This is a genomic window from Heterorhizobium halophytocola, from assembly GCF_017873095.1.
GTDB classification, from domain to species: Bacteria; Pseudomonadota; Alphaproteobacteria; order Rhizobiales; family Rhizobiaceae; genus Allorhizobium; species Allorhizobium halophytocola.
In genome coordinates this window covers 17,986-36,156 of the sequence record NZ_JAGGJU010000010.1, presented here as the reverse complement: position 1 = coordinate 36,156, position 18,171 = coordinate 17,986, and the positions used below count along the sequence as shown (strand labels likewise).

The window sequence follows — 18,171 nt, the reverse complement described above, 5'->3', positions numbered from 1 at the left end:
AAACGGCAGGTGGGGCCAAATGTTCCTGTGCGCCGCACAATGAGCGATACCGGTGCTTGGTTCGCCGTAGAACTGGCCGCTCCTTCAGCTCCCCGGCATGCGCCTCCGTATCCGTATGACGGCAGGTGTCTGTCAGTCTGTCTGGCGGGCGCGGCGCGACAGGATCTTGTCGCGCAGGATGCGGGCGACGTTGCGGGTGTTGCGATAGAGATGCAGCTGGCTCGACACCTGGCGGACGTCCCGGTCGCTGTTGCGCCTAAGGCCGATCACCAGCGTGCCGATCTCCTCGCGCTCGCGCCAGAAGCGGCTCATGATCGGATGGTCGGGCACCGCGCAGCTGTCGGTCCGGTCGATATTGGCGTCATCAAGGTTCCAGCGCGTCAGGTCTTCCATGAGAAGCTTGCCCGGCGACAGGCGGCTGTAGCGCTCGTCATAGGCGGTCTTCCAGGTATAGGCCTCGCCGCCCATGACGAAGACCACCATGCTGGCAATCGCCTCGCCGTTGAGGTCGAGGGTGTGGATACGCACGCTGTCGGTCTCGGCCAGATTGCTGACGGCCTCGCGGGCAAAGGCGGCACGGTAACGGTCCATCACCATGGCGGTGCGCTTGCGGCCCTTCCAGCCGCTGGCCTCCAGCGTGAGGAACTCTTCCAGCCGCTCCAGCACGTCGGCGGGCTGGCGCGCAACGCTGTAGGTCAGGCTGCCGTCCGCATCGAGTATCCGCCGCTGCCGGCGCAATTCCCGGCGATGTTCCTTGGAGATCGACTGGGCCATGTAGTCGTCGCCGTCGAAATCGCTTGCCAGCATCGGGCGCTTGACCCGGTCGATGACCGTCAACGGCATGTCGAGGCTGATCGCCAGCGCCCGGATCATCTGGGTGAAGGCGCCGTCCAGCCTGAGATCCGGCAGCACCATGACACCCGGCAGATTGGCGGCCGGCGATGAAAGGCCCTCCAGCATATGCTCGATCGTCTCGGCCGCCCCTTCGGCATCGACAAGCGGCGTGCCGAGCGGCCCGAAGGGATGCGACCATGTACGGATGATCGAGGGGCCGACGGAAAAGCCGGGCTTTTCGATGGCAAACGGCATGGCGAGCCGCATGCGGCTGCGCTTGTCGTTCTCGTCGCGGATCAGCACGAGTCGCACCTGCCGCTCGTCCAGCCGCGGCATGGCCGGCGCCAGGAAGCCGGCGGCAAAGAAAATGTTCGGCTCCATCGCGCGGTTGGTCAGAAACTGCAGTTCCTGCTGCAGGTCATAGCCCATGCGGCCGGGATAGAGAGAGAGGATGCGGCCCGGCTTGCCGATCTGCATCTCGACGTCCGCAACCGGCCGCTCCACGGTCGATGGCGTCGGCGACAGCGAGCCGACCATCCGGTTGGCGACGCTGTTCATGCTCTCGCTGTAGATCGGTGGATTGGTCATCTCAGGCAGGCTTCTTCTTGGTGATCGAACGGGTGGTGCCGACAAGGGCAAAGAGCGTGATGCCGAGCGAGCGACGGACGGCGACATGCAGCAGCAGCGCCTCCGTCATCGTCGCGGCCGCCGTCGCCATGGCGGCGCCGGTCAGGCCGAGCATCGGAATAAGGGTGACATTGAGCAGAATGTTGACCGTCAGCGCAGCGCAATAGAGCCAGACGCACAACATCTGCTTTCCGGCCATGGTCAGCAGCGTCTCGCCCGGGCCGACCAGCGCCTTGGTCAGGCTGCCGACGAAAAGGATCGCCATCAGCATATGACCGGCACTGAAGGCCGGGCCGAACAGCGACAGCAGCGGGCGCCCGGCGGCCAGCACCAGCAGGCCGACGACAAGCGAGGGCCAGAAGCTCCAGCGGCTGGCCGTCGCGGCAAAGCCGGCGAGGCCTGCGTGACTGCCCTCGCGCATCAGCGATGAAAAGCGCGGTGCCGCCGCGGCCTTCACGGCAAAATAGACGAATTGCATCAGCGCCATGGTCTTGGCCGCGGCAAAATAGATCGCCACGTCTTCCGGCTTGAGATAGAGGCCGACGATGACGACATCCGAATTGGTCAGGAAAAAGCTGAAACCCTCGATCAGGAAGATCGGCAGCGCCACCTTGAACCAGGCGAGGAAATCGATCGTCACGGGCCCGACATCATAGCGTTTGCGCAGCCGCCAGGTGACCAGCAGGAACTGGCCAAGCGTCGTCACATAACTGGCGGCAAGGGCTGCCTGCATGGCGGTCACCGCGGTCGTCGGTGCCCCCCAGACAACCGCAAGCACCATGAAGACGAGGATCAGCGTCGGCCGGATGATATAGGTGGGGCTGAGCCCGATCATCGGCCAGCCGCTGGCGCGGGCCGTCCCGTCGAGCACGTCGCCAAGGGCGATCATCGGCAGGGCAAAGAGCGCAAGAAACAGCGGCAGCACATAATAGGGTTCGATGGCGCCGCCGAGCAGCTTCAGGAACAGGAAGCCGAACAGCGCCAGGAGGCTTGCCGAACTCATGGCGAAGATGCGCGCGGTCGCCGTCAGGCCGCGGATCTCGTTGCGCTCGCGATCGCCGTCATAGCGCGGCAGGAAGCGGATCACCGCGGTGTGGAAGCCGAGGCAGGAGAGATTGCCGAACAGAACGACCAGCACCCAGACGAAGACGAAGATGCCGTATTCGAATTCGCCCATCAGGCGCGCCTGGACGATCTGGGATAGAAAGGCGATGCCGGCGCTGACGACGCGCACGGCAAAGGCCATCATCGCCATGCGCTGGGCGCCCGCTGTCGGATCGTCAGCCGAAAGCCGGCCCGCGAGAGCCCTGACCAAGGGCCGAAGGCGTGCGGGCAATCTCTTTTCTGCTGACTGGACAACCGCGATGATCGACACTGAGGCGCTCACTCGGACTGAAAAACTTCCCGAGCCTGTCAGATCAGGGTTAAGAAACGGTTGTCCGGGGGCTGTTTCCAGCGGATATCAACAGGTTTCCAAATGCCGGTTGCGGCCCGAATTGATGTGCATCTGGCAATGTCGGGCAGGGGGGCGTGCAGGGGCAGCGCGCAGCGGCGGAACGATCAGTCCAGCGCCTCGCGACGCACTTTCTGTACCGTCTCGATCGCCTGCGTGGCGCGCGCGAACCAGCCGTCCTCGATCAGGCCCTTGCGGGTCCGCTCGTTCAGGCCGCCCTTTGTCTGGTGCTCGGCGGCCAGTTCGGCGAAGCTTTTGTCCGAGTGGAGGCTCGTCTGCGCAAGGCCGGCAAACAGCGCCCGCATGTAGGTGGATGCCGTGTCCGGCGCGACGCCGCGCGACGTCATCCAGTCCAACAGGGTGCCCTGCAATTCGTAATAGCTGGACATGAAGCCGCTGACGGCACCCATGGCGACGAAATCCGTTTCGCGTTCCGGCTCGACCAGTTCGCCCATTCCCGTCAGCAGTTCCGACAATTCGGGCACTTTGGGGAAAAGCGCAACCGGTCCTTCGCACGCGGCGATGGCCGGCAGCGGGATAACCCGGCAGAGCGTCGGTTGCGGAATGACCCGTGCGAGGTCGTCCAGGAGAAAGCCGGCAACGAAGCTGCAGACAATCTGGTCGGACCGGAAGCTGACGCCCTCGAGCGCCTCTTCGACCTGCGGCGGCCGCATGCCGAGAAAGACGATTTCGGACTGCTCCGCCACCTCGGCGTTCGAGGTGGCACGGCGGACATGCGGAAACTGCTCGCAGAGACTGCTGGAAACGGCCTCGGAGCGCGGCGAAAGCAGCACCGGGTTGGTCTTTCCGCTCGCCACGAGACCTTCGATGAAGGCTTGCGCGATGGTGCCGGTACCGATGAAGCCGAGCGTCTTTTGCGTATCCGGCATCCGCCAGCCTCACTCTGGTCCGTTAGAGCAACCGGTCAGGCCGGACGCTCTCTTGCGTTCTCAAGCCTGTTCGAACGTTCCGTGGCAATGCTTGAAGCGCTTGCCGGAGCCGCAGGGACACATCTCGTTGCGGCCGACCTTGCCCCAGGTCGAGGGATCGTCCGGATTGCGGTTTGCCGGCGGCACGGCATAGGAGGCTTCCTCGAAATCGTCTTCGCCGGTCGAGGCATCGATATGATGCGCCTCCATCGGTGGCGGGGTCGGCGCCTGCTCCTCACGGACCAGTTCGACGCGCATCATCTGCGTCGTCACCTGTTCGCGCATATTGGCGAGAAGCGCCTGGAACAGTTCGAAGGCCTCGGCCTTGTATTCCTGCAGCGGATCGCGCTGGGCATAGCCGCGGAAGCCGACGACCGATCGCAGATGGTCGAGATTGACGATGTGCTCGCGCCAGAGATTGTCGATCGTCTGCAGGATGATCGAACGCTCGACATAGGTCATGATCTCCGCACCGAAGCGTTCGGTCTTGTCGGCGATCAGCTTGTCGGCTGCCTCGGTGATCCGCTGGATCATGTCCTGTTCGGCAATCCCGTCCTCGGCCGCCCATTCCTTGATCGGCAGGGCCAGGTTCAGGGTTTCGGCGACGCCGCGCTGCAGGCTGTCGATATCCCACTGCTCGGCATAGGCGCGCTCGGGAATGTAGAGCGCCACCATGTTCTCGATCACTTCGTGGCGCATGTCGGTGATGACAGGCGTGACGTCCTGCATGTCCATCAGTTCCAGGCGTTGTTCGAAGATCACCTTGCGCTGGTCGTTCAGCACGTCGTCGTATTTCAACAGGTTCTTGCGGATATCGAAGTTGCGGGCTTCGACCTTCTTCTGCGCGCGCTCCAGGGCCTTGTTGATCCAGGGATGGACGATCGCCTCGCCTTCCTGCAGGCCGAGCTTCTGCAGCATGCCTTCCATACGGTCGGAGCCGAAGATGCGCATCAGGTCGTCCTGCAGCGACAGGTAGAATTTCGAGCGGCCGGGGTCGCCCTGACGGCCGGAACGGCCGCGCAGCTGGTTGTCGATGCGGCGGCTTTCGTGGCGTTCCGAAGCGATCACGTAAAGACCGCCAGCTTCCAGCGCCTTGGCCTTCAGCTGCTTGATTTCCTCGCGGATCGCCGCTTCCTTCGCCTCGCGCTCGGGGCCGGGCTCGACGTCAGCCAGTTCGCGCTCGAAGCGCATCTCGACATTGCCGCCGAGCTGGATGTCGGTGCCGCGGCCGGCCATATTGGTGGCGATGGTCACCGAGCCCGGCACGCCGGCCTGGGCGACGATATAGGCTTCCTGCTCATGGTAGCGGGCGTTCAGAACGGCGAAATCGTCAAAGCCGGACTGCTTCAGCATCGTGGCGAGCAGTTCGGATTTTTCGATCGAGGTGGTGCCGACCAGGACCGGCTGACCACGGCTGTGGGCATCCTTGATCTCGGTGATGATCGCCTGGAACTTCTCTTCCGTGCTGCGATAGACCTCGTCGTCTTCATCGATGCGGCGGATCGGCAGGTTCGTCGGAACCTCGACGACCTCGAGGCCGTAGATGTTGCCGAATTCTTCCGCCTCGGTCGATGCCGTACCGGTCATGCCGGCGAGCTTGGAATACATGCGGAAATAGTTCTGGAAGGTGATCGAGGCCAGCGTCTGGTTTTCCGGCTGGATGCTCACCTTTTCCTTGGCTTCGAGCGCCTGGTGCTGGCCCTCGGAATAGCGCCGGCCCGGCATCATCCGGCCAGTGAACTCGTCGATGATGACGATCTCGTCGTTGCGGACGATGTAGTCCTTGTCGCGGCTGAACAGCTTGTGGGCCTTCAGCGCATTGTTGATGTGGTGCACGATGGCGACGTTCTCGACATCGTAGAGCGAGGCGCCCTTCAGCAGGTCGGCTTCCTTCAGCAGGTTTTCCAGCTTTTCGGTGCCGGCTTCCGAGAAGTTCGCCGAGCGCTGCTTCTCGTCGATCTCGTAGTCTTCCTCCGACAGGAGCGGAATGAAGGCGTCGATTGTGGTGTAAAGGTCGGAACGGTCATCCAGCGGGCCGGAGATGATCAGCGGCGTGCGCGCTTCATCGACCAGGATCGAGTCCACTTCGTCGACGATCGCATAATTGTGCCCGCGCTGGACCATCTGGCCGCGCTCGAACTTCATGTTGTCGCGCAGATGGTCGAAGCCGAGTTCGTTGTTGGTGGCATAGGTGATGTCGCAGGCATAGGCCGCCTTGCGCTGCTCGTCGTCGAGGCCGTGCACGATGATGCCGGTGGTCAGGCCGAGAAAGCTGTAGAGCTTGCTCATCGTCAAGGCGTCGCGGCTGGCGAGGTAGTCGTTGACGGTGACGACGTGCACGCCCTTTTCGCTGAGCGCGTTGAGATAGACCGACAACGTGGCAACCAGCGTCTTGCCTTCCCCGGTCTTCATCTCGGCAATCGAGTTGTCGTGCAGGATCATCGCGCCGATCAGCTGGACGTCGAAGGGACGCATGCCGAGCACGCGGCGCGAGGCCTCGCGGGCGACGGCGAAGGCCGGAACCAGCAGGTCGTCGAGCTTGGTGCCCTCCGCCAGTTTCTGGCGGAATTCCGTTGTCTTTGCGGCAAGCGCGACGTCGTCGAGGGAGCGCATCTCCTCTTCCATCGCGTTGATCGCTTCGACGCGCGAATGATAGGAACGGATGCGGCGCTCATTCGCCGAGCCGAACATCTTGCGCGCTATTCCACCAAGGCTGACCATTGAGATGGTCCTTTCTGAACTACCGTGACATCGGAGCGGGATCACGAAGATCCTCACGCCGGAAATGAGCGAACTGCGCCCGGAAACGCTCTGGACGCGGAGTTGCGTGACAGATAAGAGGGGGGGCGGATGAAGTCAACAAGACAGCGGGGAGCCGAAATGGCGCCTCGTCGTGCTTTTGCCCTTTTTTGACCCGATTTGAGAGGTCACGACGACCTCTTACCCGAAAGGTGAATTAATGCTGCGTTATCACGCTCTCGCTCTGACAGCCTGTCTCGGTCTCCTGGGAGCGCCTGCGCTCGCGGTCGCCGATGACGCGACCGATCCGGTCGTCGCAACAGTCGGAAGCCTCGAAATCCACAAGTCCGAGCTCGACCTGGCGGTTGCCAATCTCGATCCGCAGCTCGCCCAGCTTCCCGACGAACAGAAGAAGGTCGCAGCGCTGTCGAGCGCCATCGACGTGAAGCTGCTTGCCGGTGACGCGGTGAAGGAAGGCCTCGACAAGGACGCCGAATTCCAGCGCCGTCTGGCCTTCATCAAGGATCGCGAACTGCACAACGCCTACTTCAAGAAGCACGTCATCGACGGCGTCACCGACGACGAGGTGAAGGCGCGCTACGAGAAGGAAATCGCCAGCCTGCCCAAGCAGGAAGAGGTCCATGCCCGTCACATCCTGGTCAAGACCGAGGATGAAGCCAAGGCGATCATCAAGGATCTGGATGCCGGCAAGGACTTCGCCGAAATCGCCAAGGAAAAGTCGACCGATCCGAGCAAGTCGGATGGCGGCGACCTCGGCTACTTCACCAAGGGTCGCATGGTGCCGGAATTCGAAAAGGCTGCCTTCGCGCTGAAGCCCGGCGAATATACCAAGACCCCGGTCAAGACCCAGTTCGGCTACCATGTGATCAAGGTCGAGGATACCCGCACGGCCCCGCCGCCGAAGCTGGAGGCCGTCCAGGACCAGGTCCGTCAGCTCGTCATGCGGGACAAGTATCTTGCGCTGATCGCCAAGGCCAAGACCGACACCAAGGTCGAGATCATGGACGAGGACCTGCGCAAGGGTTACGAGGAAGTCAGCAAGCAGCAGCCGGACGAAGCGCCCAAGCCCTGATCGGCTGCGCTTTTCCCGTTCCATCAGTCAACCGGACCCGCTTTCAGGCGGGTCCTTTCAGATCAAGGCCCTGTCATGTCCGTCGATATTTCTCCCCTTGCGCCGAAAACCTATCCTGACCTGCCGCCGGTCAAGGGTGTTCGCCTGGCGACCGCCGCTGCCGGCATCAAGTACAAGGGGCGCACCGACGTGATGATGATGGTGTTCGACGCCCCGGCCAGTGTGGCCGGCGTCTTCACCACCTCCAAATGCCCGTCCGCACCCGTCGATTTCTGCCGCGCCAATCTGGGCGGCGGGGTCGCACGCGGCGTGGTCGTCAATTCCGGCAATGCCAATGCCTTCACCGGCCGCAAGGGCCGCCAGTCGACCGCCCTCACGGCAAAATCCGCCGCCGAAGCGATCGGCTGCGCCGAAAGCGAGATCTTCCTCGCCTCCACCGGCGTCATCGGCGAACCGCTGGATGCCAGCAAGTTTTCCGGCGTGCTCGGAAGCCTTGTCGGTGAGGCCAAAGAGAGCTTCTGGTTCGACGCCGCCAAGGCGATCATGACCACCGACACCTATCCCAAGGTCGCGACCCGCACCGCCGAGATCGACGGCGTCACCGTCACGATCAACGGCATGGCCAAGGGTGCGGGCATGATCGCGCCGGATATGGCGACCATGCTCTCCTTCGTCGTCACCGATGCCGACATCGCGCCGGCAGCCCTGCAGGCGCTGCTGTCTGCCGGTGTCGGCCCGACCTTCAATTCGATCACCGTCGACAGCGACACCTCGACCTCCGACACGCTGATGCTGTTTGCCACCGGCGCGGCTTCCGCAGACGGTCAGGCCAGGGTTACGGATGCCGGCGATTCGCGCCTCGCCGCCTTCAGGGCCGCCCTTGACGATCTGCTGAGAGATCTCGCACTGCAGGTCGTCCGCGACGGCGAAGGCGCCCGCAAGATGCTGGAGATCACCGTCGAGGGCGCCGAGACCGATGCCGCCGCCAAACGCATCGCGCTGTCGATCGCCAATTCGCCGCTGGTCAAGACCGCCGTTGCCGGCGAGGACGCCAACTGGGGCCGTGTCGTCATGGCCGTCGGCAAGGCCGGCGAGAAGGCCGACCGCGACCTTTTGGCCATCTGGTTCGGCGACGTGCGCGTTGCCGTCGAGGGCGAGCGCGATCCCGACTACTCCGAGGATGCGGCCTCCGCCGTGATGAAGCGCGAGGATATCCCGCTGAAGGTCGAGATCGGCCTCGGTGACGGCCGCGCCACCGTGTGGACCTGCGACCTCACCAAGGCCTATGTCGAGATCAACGGCGACTACAGAAGCTGATGACGACCGGTATTCAGGATATTCCCACGTCGAACCTGCCGCTCGTGCGCCGGCTGGAGGCCGTCGGCTTTCGTGCATGGCCCTCCTCGTCCGTCCAGTATGACGGCAGCTGGCAGCTCAGGCTGAACGGCGGTTATCCCTCCAAGCGGCTGAACTGCCTGGTGCCGCTCGACCCGTCCGACCATGGCGCGCTCGACGTGCGGTTCGAGAAGGCCGAGCGCAAGTTCGCCTCCTATGGCCGCAGCCTGATCCTGCGCGAGACGCCGCTGACGCCCCCGGCGCTGGTCGATCTCGTCCGCGACCGGGGCTGGTCGCGCTTCGACAGCACGGTGGTGATGACCACGGATCTGCAGGCGGGCGAACTGCCCGATACCATGGACCATCTGCCGAGCCACGATGTCGGCCGCTTCGTCGATGCAGTCCTCGCACTCGACGGCGAGGACGTCTCGGTCAAGCCGGGGCTTGCCGAAGTCATCAGCGCCATACAGCCGCCAACCGGTCTCTTCGTCATCGAGAGCCCGGAGGCGGGGCCGATCGCGACCACGCTCTGCGTGCAGGACAACGATCTTGCCGGCATCCTCACGGTTGCGGTGGCCAGCGCCGCCCGCCGTCAGCACCGGGCAACCGAGATCGTCTCTGCGGCGCTGCGCTGGGCGCGGGTGCGCGGCGCCCGCACCGCCTGGCTTGCCGTCGGCGCGGACAATCATGCGGCCAGGGCGCTTTATGCCAAATTCGGCTTTGCGGAAGTCTATCGCTATCACTACTGGCGGGCGGAGACCGTTGATGGCTGAGCGGCGCATCCTGCTGGTCGCGGCCTGCGCCCTGATCGACGCCGACGGGCGCATTCTTCTCGCCCAGCGGCCCGAGGGCAAGTCGCTCGCCGGCCTGTGGGAATTTCCAGGCGGCAAGGTGGAGCCCGGCGAAACGCCGGAAGAGACCCTGGTGCGCGAACTGGAGGAAGAGCTCGGCATCCAGACCAAGGTCGCCTGCCTGGCGCCGCTCACCTTTGCCAGCCATACCTATGACGACTTCCATTTGCTGATGCCGCTCTATGTCTGCCGACGTTATGAGGGCATCCCCAGGGGCTGCGAGGGCCAGGCCATAAAATGGGTCAGAGTTAACGCCTTGCGGGATTACCCGATGCCGCCCGCCGACGAACCGCTGATCCCTTTCCTGCAGGATCTGCTTTGATGCAGGCTGCCGTGCGCCGCCCCATACCCTCCATCTAACCGTCTAGAGCCATTCAGATTTCAGGCTGGGGACCGGGTGCTTGTCCGCGACGGTCCGCCGAAGCCATGGCGTTGGCGGGGTCTGCTTCGCTGCGCCGCAAGAAAGCCCGGGGCAAGTCCGATGTCTTAACGATTAATTCAGCACTTTTATGAGAGCATCCTTAGGAAATGGGCGCGACGTGCCCTTGCGAGGCTTGATGATGGACAAGGATTTCTGGAGCGCTGTGCGCGTACGTGAACGGGGCGGGCCCAAGTCTCAGAAGATCGGCGTACTGAATCTGGCGCTGCTCTTCGGCACGGCCGCGATCGCGCTGTCGCTGATCCTGACGCCGATGCTTGCCGGTCACGATACCAACAAGAGCCTCGCCTACACGGCCGACGAGTTCGACAATATCACCACGGGATCGATCACCCGGACGGACGGCGCAAAGCGCTACACGATCCGCCGCAGCGTTCTGCAGGAAACGCCGGGTTCGGTCTGCATCGTCGAGGATTATGCGAGTGCCGCCAGCTGCCGGTGACGCGACGTCACAGCAGTCAAAGGCGGCCAGTTGAGTTTGAAGGGGGAATGGCATGCAGGTTTTGAAGCGGTACCTTGCGGATCAATCCGCAGCCACGGCCATCGAATATGCTCTGATCGCGGTTCTGGTCTCGACCGCGCTGATCGGCAGCATCCGTCTGGTGAGCAACAGCGTCACCAATACCTGGAACACCGTCAGCACGACGGTGGACGAGCAACTCAGCAAGTAATTCCCGAAAAATTCCGGCTTACCGTTCCCGGTTATCTTCCGGCAGCGAAGGCGTGCCTGCCTTCAACGCATCGGCCAGCCGCATCTTGGCCGATCCGGGCTTCAGCGGCTTCTGCTGGCTGGCATCCGGTGCCCAGCCGGAGACGTAAACGACCGAAAAGGTCGCCCGGATGCGCCCGTCCGGATCCGAGTATCGCTGCGCATAGAGCTCCGCCGCCCGCAGGAACAGCGCCCTGCTGACCGGCCGGCGCGAGCGGTTGGTGAGCGGATTGGACATCCCCATGGCCCTGAGGTCGCGCATCAGCGGAAACAGCGAATCGTAGCGCACGGTATAATCCTGGCTGTCGACCACAGGCAGGGCAAAGCCCGCCCTTTGCAGCAGGCCGCCGATGTCGCGCAGGTCGCCAAACGGCACCACCCTGGGGCTCGCGCCGCCCGAAAGCTCGGCTTCCGCACTCAAAAGAACATCGCGCAGTTCGCCAAGGGTCCCCGCCGCCGGGATCGCCGCGAGCAGCAGGCCGTCCGGCTTCAGCGCGCGGCGCATCTGGATCAGCATGCCCGGCATGTCATTGGCCAGGTGCAGCGACAGCGGCGAAAGGATCAGATTGACGCTTTCCGGCTCCACCGGCACCGTCTCGAGCGGCGCAACGATGATCTCCTCGTCCGGCGTTGCGAAGGCGGCGTCGGTTTCGATCCGCCTCAGCCGGCCGATCTTGCCGGTTTGAACGGCAAGCCGCGCCACTTCGCCGATCACCCCGCCGATCTCCAGGGCCTCGTCGAAATGCCGTTCCGTCAGCGCTAGGCGCTCGGCCAGTTCGACGGCCGCGATATCCATCAGGAATGCCGCGCTTCGATCGCCGTTCTTCAAGGCGCGGCGGCGGTTCTCGGTCACGAGGTCGAGGTCGAACAACTGTTCCATCGTGCTTCTAGCCTCCCTGCAAACTGCGCTGGCAAAGTCCGCATCTGCATCCTAATGTCAAGCGCATGAGGGCAAAACGGATCTCTCTTGCCGGCATCTCGCCGTTGCCGCTTTTGGGCGGTGCCGGGCGGTTCCTGCGCGACTGCATCTATCCGCCCGCCTGTTGTCATTGCGGTGTCAGAACGCATGATCACGGCAGCCTCTGTGCCGCCTGCTGGTCGACGATCCGCTTCATCGAGCGGCCCTATTGCGAGGTGCTCGGATCGCCCTTTGCCTATGATCCGGGACCCGGCGCCGTCTCGCCCGAGGCGATTGCCGATCCGCCGGTCTTCGACAGATTGCGGTCGGTCACCATTCATAACGATGTCGCCCGCGCGCTGGTTCACCGGCTCAAATATCAGGACAGGCCGGACCTGGCACCAATCATGGCCGGCTGGATGGTGCGCGCGGCAAGCGCCGAACTTGAAGCCTGCGACGCCGTCGTCGCCGTCCCGCTGCATCGTCTAAGACTGATCGGAAGGCGGTTCAACCAGTCGGCGGAACTGGCGCGCCATGTGGCGCATCTGTCCGGCCGTCCGTTTCGGGCCGGCGCTATCCTGCGCATTCGCCGCACCAGCCAGCAGGTCGGTCTCAGCGCCAATGCGCGGGCCGTCAATGTGCGGGGTGCTTTCGCGGTGCCCGCGACCGAACACGGCGCGATCTTCGGGGCGAAGCTGGTGCTGATCGACGACGTCTATACCACGGGCGCCACGGTTTCCGCGGCGACCCGGGCCTTGAAGCGGGCGGGCGCCGCCGAGGTCACGGTTTTGACCTTTGCAAGGGCTGTTTCCGGTCTTATATGAGGGGCTAAGGCCCGATTGCGGGCATTTTTCTGACAGCGCGACGCAATCCCCAGACTGCGCGGCAAGCGGAGACGACGATGCAACCTGTAACGATCTATACGCGTCAATTTTGTGGTTTCTGTACCCGTGCCAAGGCGCTTTTGAGCGACAAGGGCGTCGAGTTTGCCGAGCATGACGCGACCGGAAATGCCGAACTGCGCCAGGAAATGATCCAGAAGGCCAATGGCCGCTCGACCTTCCCGCAGATCTTCATCGGATCGACCCATGTCGGCGGTTGCGACGATCTGGTGGCGCTCGACCGTTCAGGTCAGCTCGACACCATGCTGGAAGGCTAGGGTTCAGCCATGACGATCAAGGTGGCAGCGATTCAGATGTGCTCCGGCGTCGACCCGGAGAAGAATGCGGACGCCATGGCACGGCTGGTGCGTGAGGCGGCCGGCCACGGCGCGCGCTACATCCAGACACCCGAAATGACCGGCATGGTGCAGAAGGACCGCGAGGGCCTGCGCGCCAGCCTGCGCGACGAGGATGGCGACATCATCGTCGCCACCGCTTCCGAGCTCGCGAAAACCTTGGGCATCTTTCTGCATATCGGCTCGACGGCGATCGGCCTGCCGGATGGCAAGATCGCCAATCGCGGCTTTCTCTTCGGTCCCGACGGCCGGCGGATCTGCACCTATGACAAGATCCACATGTTCGACGTCGATCTCGACAATGGCGAAAGCTGGCGCGAAAGTGCCGCCTACCAGCCCGGCAAGGCAGCCCGGATCGCCGACCTGCCATTCGGCAAGCTCGGCTTTGCCATCTGCTACGATCTGCGCTTCCCGCACCTCTTCCGCAGCGAGGCCATGGCCGGCGCGGAAATCCTGACGGTGCCGGCTGCCTTCACCCAGCAGACCGGCGAGGCCCATTGGGAGGTGCTGCTGCGCGCCCGCGCGATCGAAAACGGCGCCTTCGTCATTGCCGCGGCCCAGGCCGGCACGCATGAAGATGGGCGCCAGACCTATGGCCACTCGATGATCGTCAGCCCCTGGGGCAAGGTTCTGGCCGAAGCCGGCAATACCGGCGAGGCGGTTGTTCTGGCCGATATCGATCTGGCGGCCGTCGGCGCCAGCCGGGCCAAGATCCCCAATCTGAAGAATGGCCGCGACTTCTCGCTCGAATTCGCACCGGTTCTCGCCAAGGGAGGAATGACGGTTTGATCCGCTATTCCCTCATCTGCGACAACGCCCATGAATTCGAGGGCTGGTTCTCGAAGAGCGAGGACTTCGACAGTCAGCGCGCCAGCGGCTTCCTGACCTGTCCGACCTGCAATTCCGACGATATCTCCAAGCTGCTGATGGCGCCGGCGGTTTCGACCGCCCGCAAGCAGGAGGCACGCCACGCCATGGTCGCAGGCCAGGCCCAGCAGCAGATGCTGGCCAAGGTGAAGGAAGCGGTTGCAGCCATTCGCGCCAGCAGCGAGGATGTCGGCGAGCGCTTTCCCGAAGAGGCACGCAAGATCCATTACGGCGAGACCGAAGCGCGCGGCATCATCGGCCAGGCATCGCCGGGTGAGGTGAAATCGCTGCTCGAGGAAGGCGTCGAGATCGCCCCTCTGCCGGTTTTGCCCGAAGACGCCAATTGATGTCTGGCGAGAGCCATCATCTCGCAATCTACAATTTCGGTATACATGTCGCTCCCTATGAGGCGGGCGAAGTCGAGGGCTTTCGTCTCCGGGAACCGCTGAATTTCGAGGCCGCCCGCCGCGCTTGCGGCTATGTCGGGCGTTCCGGCTATGACGGCGTGGCCGGACCCGAAAGTTGGGGCGACCAAACCTTCCCGCGGTTTCTGAAGGGATCCGGATACGACAGCGGTCCCTCGTCGCTGTCGTTGTGGGAGGATATCGAGAGCCTGCTCGCCTTTACCTATTCCGGCGTTCATGCCGAAGCCTTGAAGAACGCCCGGGCGTGGAATGTCCGGCAGAGCTGGCCACCGCTCGTTCTGTTCTGGATGCCGCGCGGGCATCGACCCGGCTGGTCCGACGGGGTCTCGCGTCTGGAATTGTTGGCGGATGAAGGCGCAAGTCCTGCAGCCTTTGATTTCAAGCGCGCGTTTGCGCCGGACGCCAGCGCCTATCGGATCGATCGCGATCGGGTAAAAAGGCTGGCCGCCGAAAATGCGAGCCGGAATGGCGCGCTGCTTGACCGATTGCCCGGGCTGCCCGTCTGAGCCTCTTCTTTCAGCCCTTGAAGCCGTCGTCGTCGAGATAGGCCTGTTCTTCGGCCGTCGTCTGGCGGCCGAGAGCCTTGTTGCGATGGGGAAAGCGGCCGAAGCGGGTAATGATGTCCCGGTGCAGGACGGCGTATTTCAGGGTTTCCTCGTCGCCGGTCTGCTCGTGGTGACGGGTAAACAGGTCAACGCATTTTTCCTGGTCGGCCAGGTCCTCGGAATGCTCGAACGGGAGATAGAAGAACGGCCGCAACGCAGCCTCGACCTCCTGGTCAAAACCCTTGTCGAGCGCGTGGCGCGCGACCTGGCGGGCAAGACCATCCGTCGCATAGGAATGGGCGCTGCCGCGAAACATGTTGCGGGGAAACTGGTCGAGCAGGATCAGCAGCGCCAGCGCGCCCTCGCTGTTGTCCAACCAGTCGGCAAGGTCGCCGCGGCTGGCGGCCAGATGCACGGCGGCAAACTTCGCCGAAATCATGCTGTCGACGCAGGGATCCACGGTGAACCAGCCCTTGGGCCCGAGGTCCTTCCAGAATGCGATAACGTCGGCGGCGGTGTGCATGGGCTTTTAGTCCTTCGGGCGTTCCGCCAGCATCATATAGTTGACGTCGGTGTCGGTCGACAGGTTCCAGCGGTTCTGCAGCGGGTTGAAGAACACGCCCTTGCGCTCGATGATCGCCATGCCGGCGGCCGCGAGCGGCGTCTCGATTTCCTCCGGACGCACCAGCTTGTCATACTGGTGGGTGCCGCGCGGCAGCCAGCCCAGCACGTATTCGCAGGCGCCGATCGCGAGCGCTGCGGCCTTCAGCGTCCGGTTGATGGTGGAGACCAGCATCAATCCGCCCGGCCGCACCATCGAGGCGCAGGTGCCGAGAAAGAAGTTCACGTCGGAGACGTGTTCGACCACTTCCATGTTGAGCACGATGTCGAAGGTCTCGCCGGCCTCGGCCAGCGCCTCGGCCGTGATCGCCCGGTAATCGACGGCAATGCCGGTCTGGGCCGCATGGGTGGTGGCGATCCCGATATTCTTTTCCGAGGCGTCGGCGCCCAGCACGTCGGCGCCCATGCGGGCGACCGGTTCCGACAGCAAGCCGCCGCCGCAGCCGATGTCGAGCACGCGCAGTCCCTTCAACGGCTGATGGCCCGACGGATCGCGGCCGAAATGGGCGGCTGCCTGGTCGCGGATATAGGCCAGACGGATCGGGTTGATCTTGTGCAGCGGCTTGAATTTGCCGGTTGGATCCCACCATTCCGCCGCCATGGCGGAAAAGCGGTCGACTTCGACCTGGTCGATTGTGGTGCGGGCCTGCTCGCTCATATCGTCTTCTTTCGTCGCGTCTCCACTACCCCTCCAAGTCGGATGATCGGGGGCCAAAGTCAAGCGGCGGCCCTGCCATTGGAGGATCGGCTGCCGCTGCGCGCCGGTCTCTTGGACCGCCACGCCAATTGACAAGCAAACACGTCGTCATGGCCACAAATTATCTGCATTCGAGGAACAGGTTCCCCATCCTGACGTTTCAAAGCGGTCAGCCAGTCGTTCCCCCGGACTGGACAAGAAATTTCCCAAGGAGACACCCCGATGAATAAACTCGCCATGCTGGCAGCAACGGCTGCCCTGACTGCGATGTCGCCTGCACTGGCCCAGGCCGCCACCGCCTTTTCGACCGCAAACGTCAATCTGCGCGCCGGCCCGAGCACCGATTATCCTGCCGTGATCGTCATTCCGAACGGCAGCAAGGTCCAGGTCTATGGCTGCATGCAGAGCCCCAACTGGTGTGACGTCGGCTACTCCGGCGGCCGCGGCTGGGTATCCGGCACCTATATCCAGATGACCTATTCCTCCAAGCGCGTCTATGTGCAGCCGGACTATTACAAGCGCCTCGGCGTGCCGGTCGTCACCTTCAGCGTCGGCAGCTATTGGGGCAGCCACTACAAGAGCCGCTCGTTCTACAATCAGCGCGACAAGTGGGAACACCGCGACGGCGGCCACCGCGACGACAACCGTCATGATGCCAAGCCGGTCGCCCAGGGCGACAACCGCAACGACCATCGTAACGATCACAATGCGGTCGCCCCGAAGCCGATGGCGCCGAAGCCCGATGCGCGTCGCGACGACAACCGGCATGACGACCGCAACACCAAGCGTCCTGCAGCAACCCACAACGACCGCAATGACCACAAGAAGCCGGCCTGCAAGCCCGGCCAGAAGGGCGACTGCCAGCCGGGCTGATCGCGTGATTGGAAACACCTGACGTCGAACGCAGCCGCTATGGCTGCGTTCGTGTTTCCGGAACAAGCATGCCGTCCGCGACGTTCAGCAGCGGTTCATTTCCAAATGCCTAAAAAGTCTACCAGAGGAACACCAAAGGAGCTCTCATGTTGAACTTCAAAGCCATGGCCTTCGGCTTGGCCTTCAGTGCGCTGGTGCCGGCAGCGGCCTTCGCCGCCAATGGTTACGCCACCGCCAACGTCAATCTGCGTGCCGGACCGAGCACCCAGTATCCGGCCGTGACGGTCATCCCGGTCGGCAGCGGCGTCGATATCTTCGGCTGCATGCAGAGCGCCAACTGGTGCGATGTCGGCTATGCCGGCATCCGTGGCTGGGTCTCGGGAAGCTATCTGCAGGCGCTTTATGAACAGCGTCGCGTCGAGGTCGGTCCGCGCTATTACGGCGAACTCGGCATCCCGTCCGTCACCTTCTCGGTCGGCAACTACTGGGAACGGCATTATCGTCAGCGCGACTTCTACCGCGATCGCGACCGCTGGGATCACTGGGACCGCCGCAGCCCGCCGCCGCGCCACGACGCTTATCGTCCGCCGCGTGGCGACGACCACCGTCCGTCCCGCGGTGACGACCACCGCCCGTCCCGGGGTGACGACCATCGCCCGCCGCGCGGTGACGACCATCGCCCGCCGCGCCATGATGACGCCCGTCCTTTGCCGCCGCGGTTTGACGACAACCAGCCCCGTCACCGCGACGACGGCCCGCGTTTCGACAATCGCCGCGATGCCGACAGCCAGCGTCAGCAGCAGCGCGACGACGACCGTCGCGACCGTGACCGGGCCGGCCAGCATGATCGCAACGACCGCCATCGTGACGCCCAGCGCAATGACGGACGCAACCGGGACGAGGGCCGGAACAGGGACGACCGCAAGCGTCCGTCCTTCCCGCCTTGCCCGAAGAACGACGATCGCTGCAGGCCGTAACGCCAGGCAGGACCCACAATCG

20 protein-coding genes are annotated in these 18,171 nt (G+C 63.7%); 13 read left to right on the top strand and 7 right to left on the bottom strand.

Annotation, left to right across the window (positions count from 1 at the left end; all coding sequences use genetic code 11):
- Positions 1 to 132: 132 nt before the first annotated feature.
- The 4 genes from J2Z17_RS17455 to secA form a co-directional block, all read right to left on the bottom strand.
- Positions 133 to 1,422, bottom strand: coding sequence for a GNAT family N-acetyltransferase (locus tag J2Z17_RS17455; RefSeq protein ID WP_209946925.1), 1,290 nt, complete (start codon positions 1,420 to 1,422; stop codon positions 133 to 135).
- A gap of 1 nt (position 1,423) precedes the next feature.
- Positions 1,424 to 2,827 carry a lipopolysaccharide biosynthesis protein gene (locus J2Z17_RS17450; RefSeq protein ID WP_209947132.1) on the bottom strand — a complete coding sequence of 468 codons (1,404 nt, stop codon included), beginning with the start codon at positions 2,825 to 2,827 and terminating at the stop codon, positions 1,424 to 1,426.
- Between the two features lie 194 nt (positions 2,828 to 3,021).
- Entirely contained in the window at positions 3,022 to 3,804 is a 783-nt protein-coding gene (locus tag J2Z17_RS17445) for an NAD(P)-binding domain-containing protein (RefSeq protein ID WP_209946924.1), read from the bottom strand.
- Between the two features lie 60 nt (positions 3,805 to 3,864).
- Positions 3,865 to 6,564 (bottom strand): preprotein translocase subunit SecA, encoded by a 2,700-nt coding sequence (secA, locus tag J2Z17_RS17440; RefSeq protein ID WP_209946923.1) that lies wholly within the window; start codon positions 6,562 to 6,564, stop codon positions 3,865 to 3,867.
- A 238-nt stretch (positions 6,565 to 6,802) separates the two neighbouring features.
- Here secA and J2Z17_RS17435 point away from each other — a divergent pair, with 238 nt between their 5' ends.
- From J2Z17_RS17435 to J2Z17_RS17410, 6 genes are all read left to right on the top strand, one after another.
- Positions 6,803 to 7,675 carry a peptidylprolyl isomerase gene (locus J2Z17_RS17435; protein ID WP_209946922.1) on the top strand — a complete coding sequence of 291 codons (873 nt, stop codon included), beginning with the start codon at positions 6,803 to 6,805 and terminating at the stop codon, positions 7,673 to 7,675.
- 75 nt (positions 7,676 to 7,750) lie between these two features.
- Positions 7,751 to 8,992 (top strand): bifunctional glutamate N-acetyltransferase/amino-acid acetyltransferase ArgJ, encoded by a 1,242-nt coding sequence (gene argJ / locus J2Z17_RS17430; RefSeq protein WP_209946921.1) that lies wholly within the window; start codon positions 7,751 to 7,753, stop codon positions 8,990 to 8,992.
- A complete protein-coding gene (locus J2Z17_RS17425) occupies positions 8,992 to 9,783 on the top strand; it encodes a GNAT family N-acetyltransferase (protein WP_209946920.1) in 792 nt (263 codons plus the stop codon). The genes argJ and J2Z17_RS17425 overlap by 1 nt, the downstream gene beginning before the upstream one ends.
- A complete protein-coding gene (gene mutT / locus J2Z17_RS17420; protein ID WP_209946919.1) occupies positions 9,776 to 10,183 on the top strand; it encodes an 8-oxo-dGTP diphosphatase MutT in 408 nt (135 codons plus the stop codon). Before J2Z17_RS17425 ends, mutT begins: the two co-directional genes overlap by 8 nt.
- A gap of 238 nt (positions 10,184 to 10,421) precedes the next feature.
- Entirely contained in the window at positions 10,422 to 10,742 is a 321-nt protein-coding gene (locus tag J2Z17_RS17415; protein WP_209947131.1) for a hypothetical protein, read from the top strand.
- A gap of 52 nt (positions 10,743 to 10,794) precedes the next feature.
- Complete coding sequence (locus J2Z17_RS17410) at positions 10,795 to 10,971, top strand: Flp family type IVb pilin (RefSeq protein ID WP_209946918.1); 177 nt, start codon at positions 10,795 to 10,797, stop codon at positions 10,969 to 10,971.
- An 18-nt stretch (positions 10,972 to 10,989) separates the two neighbouring features.
- On the opposite strand, the gene J2Z17_RS17405 is transcribed toward J2Z17_RS17410, so the two are convergent.
- A complete protein-coding gene (locus J2Z17_RS17405; RefSeq protein WP_209946917.1) occupies positions 10,990 to 11,889 on the bottom strand; it encodes a methyltransferase domain-containing protein in 900 nt (299 codons plus the stop codon).
- 65 nt (positions 11,890 to 11,954) lie between these two features.
- Here J2Z17_RS17405 and J2Z17_RS17400 point away from each other — a divergent pair, with 65 nt between their 5' ends.
- The 5 genes from J2Z17_RS17400 to J2Z17_RS17380 all read left to right on the top strand — a co-directional run bounded on the left by J2Z17_RS17400 (position 11,955) and on the right by J2Z17_RS17380 (position 14,942).
- A complete protein-coding gene (locus J2Z17_RS17400) occupies positions 11,955 to 12,731 on the top strand; it encodes a ComF family protein (protein ID WP_209946916.1) in 777 nt (258 codons plus the stop codon).
- 77 nt (positions 12,732 to 12,808) lie between these two features.
- Complete coding sequence (gene grxC, locus J2Z17_RS17395; RefSeq protein ID WP_209946915.1) at positions 12,809 to 13,066, top strand: glutaredoxin 3; 258 nt, start codon at positions 12,809 to 12,811, stop codon at positions 13,064 to 13,066.
- 9 nt (positions 13,067 to 13,075) lie between these two features.
- Positions 13,076 to 13,933, top strand: a complete 858-nt coding sequence (locus J2Z17_RS17390; RefSeq protein WP_209946914.1) for a carbon-nitrogen hydrolase family protein — start codon at positions 13,076 to 13,078, stop codon at positions 13,931 to 13,933.
- Positions 13,930 to 14,358 carry a DUF1178 family protein gene (locus J2Z17_RS17385; protein ID WP_209946913.1) on the top strand — a complete coding sequence of 143 codons (429 nt, stop codon included), beginning with the start codon at positions 13,930 to 13,932 and terminating at the stop codon, positions 14,356 to 14,358. The genes J2Z17_RS17390 and J2Z17_RS17385 overlap by 4 nt, the downstream gene beginning before the upstream one ends.
- Positions 14,358 to 14,942 (top strand): DUF3291 domain-containing protein, encoded by a 585-nt coding sequence (locus J2Z17_RS17380; protein ID WP_209946912.1) that lies wholly within the window; start codon positions 14,358 to 14,360, stop codon positions 14,940 to 14,942. The genes J2Z17_RS17385 and J2Z17_RS17380 overlap by 1 nt, the downstream gene beginning before the upstream one ends.
- A gap of 10 nt (positions 14,943 to 14,952) precedes the next feature.
- Here the strand turns inward: J2Z17_RS17380 and J2Z17_RS17375 are convergent, their stop codons facing one another.
- Both J2Z17_RS17375 and ubiG read right to left on the bottom strand, forming a co-directional pair.
- Positions 14,953 to 15,504 carry a DUF924 family protein gene (locus J2Z17_RS17375; RefSeq protein WP_209946911.1) on the bottom strand — a complete coding sequence of 184 codons (552 nt, stop codon included), beginning with the start codon at positions 15,502 to 15,504 and terminating at the stop codon, positions 14,953 to 14,955.
- Positions 15,505 to 15,510: 6 nt separating this feature from the next.
- Positions 15,511 to 16,260 carry a bifunctional 2-polyprenyl-6-hydroxyphenol methylase/3-demethylubiquinol 3-O-methyltransferase UbiG gene (gene ubiG / locus J2Z17_RS17370; protein WP_209946910.1) on the bottom strand — a complete coding sequence of 250 codons (750 nt, stop codon included), beginning with the start codon at positions 16,258 to 16,260 and terminating at the stop codon, positions 15,511 to 15,513.
- Positions 16,261 to 16,521: 261 nt separating this feature from the next.
- Here ubiG and J2Z17_RS17365 point away from each other — a divergent pair, with 261 nt between their 5' ends.
- Both J2Z17_RS17365 and J2Z17_RS17360 read left to right on the top strand, forming a co-directional pair.
- A complete protein-coding gene (locus tag J2Z17_RS17365) occupies positions 16,522 to 17,172 on the top strand; it encodes an SH3 domain-containing protein (RefSeq protein ID WP_209946909.1) in 651 nt (216 codons plus the stop codon).
- Positions 17,173 to 17,318: 146 nt separating this feature from the next.
- Positions 17,319 to 18,149 (top strand): SH3 domain-containing protein, encoded by an 831-nt coding sequence (locus J2Z17_RS17360; RefSeq protein WP_209946908.1) that lies wholly within the window; start codon positions 17,319 to 17,321, stop codon positions 18,147 to 18,149.
- The last annotated feature ends 22 nt before the right edge of the window (positions 18,150 to 18,171 follow it).

Bases quoted from the DNA above. Each gene is read 5' to 3' on its own strand.
- J2Z17_RS17380 (WP_209946912.1), top strand. From the start codon at position 14,358: ATGTCTGGCGAGAGCCATCATCTCGCAATCTACAATTTCGGTATACAT.
- J2Z17_RS17435 (WP_209946922.1), top strand. From the start codon at position 6,803: ATGCTGCGTTATCACGCTCTCGCTCTGACAGCCTGTCTCGGTCTCCTG.
- J2Z17_RS17375 (WP_209946911.1), bottom strand. From the start codon at position 15,504: ATGCACACCGCCGCCGACGTTATCGCATTCTGGAAGGACCTCGGGCCC.
- J2Z17_RS17360 (WP_209946908.1), top strand. From the start codon at position 17,319: ATGTTGAACTTCAAAGCCATGGCCTTCGGCTTGGCCTTCAGTGCGCTG.
- grxC (WP_209946915.1), top strand. From the start codon at position 12,809: ATGCAACCTGTAACGATCTATACGCGTCAATTTTGTGGTTTCTGTACC.
- argJ (WP_209946921.1), top strand. From the start codon at position 7,751: ATGTCCGTCGATATTTCTCCCCTTGCGCCGAAAACCTATCCTGACCTG.
- J2Z17_RS17390 (WP_209946914.1), top strand. From the start codon at position 13,076: ATGACGATCAAGGTGGCAGCGATTCAGATGTGCTCCGGCGTCGACCCG.
- J2Z17_RS17415 (WP_209947131.1), top strand. From the start codon at position 10,422: ATGGACAAGGATTTCTGGAGCGCTGTGCGCGTACGTGAACGGGGCGGG.
- J2Z17_RS17405 (WP_209946917.1), bottom strand. From the start codon at position 11,889: ATGGAACAGTTGTTCGACCTCGACCTCGTGACCGAGAACCGCCGCCGC.
- J2Z17_RS17410 (WP_209946918.1), top strand. From the start codon at position 10,795: ATGCAGGTTTTGAAGCGGTACCTTGCGGATCAATCCGCAGCCACGGCC.
- ubiG (WP_209946910.1), bottom strand. From the start codon at position 16,260: ATGAGCGAGCAGGCCCGCACCACAATCGACCAGGTCGAAGTCGACCGC.
- J2Z17_RS17455 (WP_209946925.1), bottom strand. From the start codon at position 1,422: ATGACCAATCCACCGATCTACAGCGAGAGCATGAACAGCGTCGCCAAC.
- J2Z17_RS17365 (WP_209946909.1), top strand. From the start codon at position 16,522: ATGAATAAACTCGCCATGCTGGCAGCAACGGCTGCCCTGACTGCGATG.
- J2Z17_RS17400 (WP_209946916.1), top strand. From the start codon at position 11,955: ATGAGGGCAAAACGGATCTCTCTTGCCGGCATCTCGCCGTTGCCGCTT.
- mutT (WP_209946919.1), top strand. From the start codon at position 9,776: ATGGCTGAGCGGCGCATCCTGCTGGTCGCGGCCTGCGCCCTGATCGAC.
- J2Z17_RS17445 (WP_209946924.1), bottom strand. From the start codon at position 3,804: ATGCCGGATACGCAAAAGACGCTCGGCTTCATCGGTACCGGCACCATC.
- secA (WP_209946923.1), bottom strand. From the start codon at position 6,564: ATGGTCAGCCTTGGTGGAATAGCGCGCAAGATGTTCGGCTCGGCGAAT.
- J2Z17_RS17425 (WP_209946920.1), top strand. From the start codon at position 8,992: ATGACGACCGGTATTCAGGATATTCCCACGTCGAACCTGCCGCTCGTG.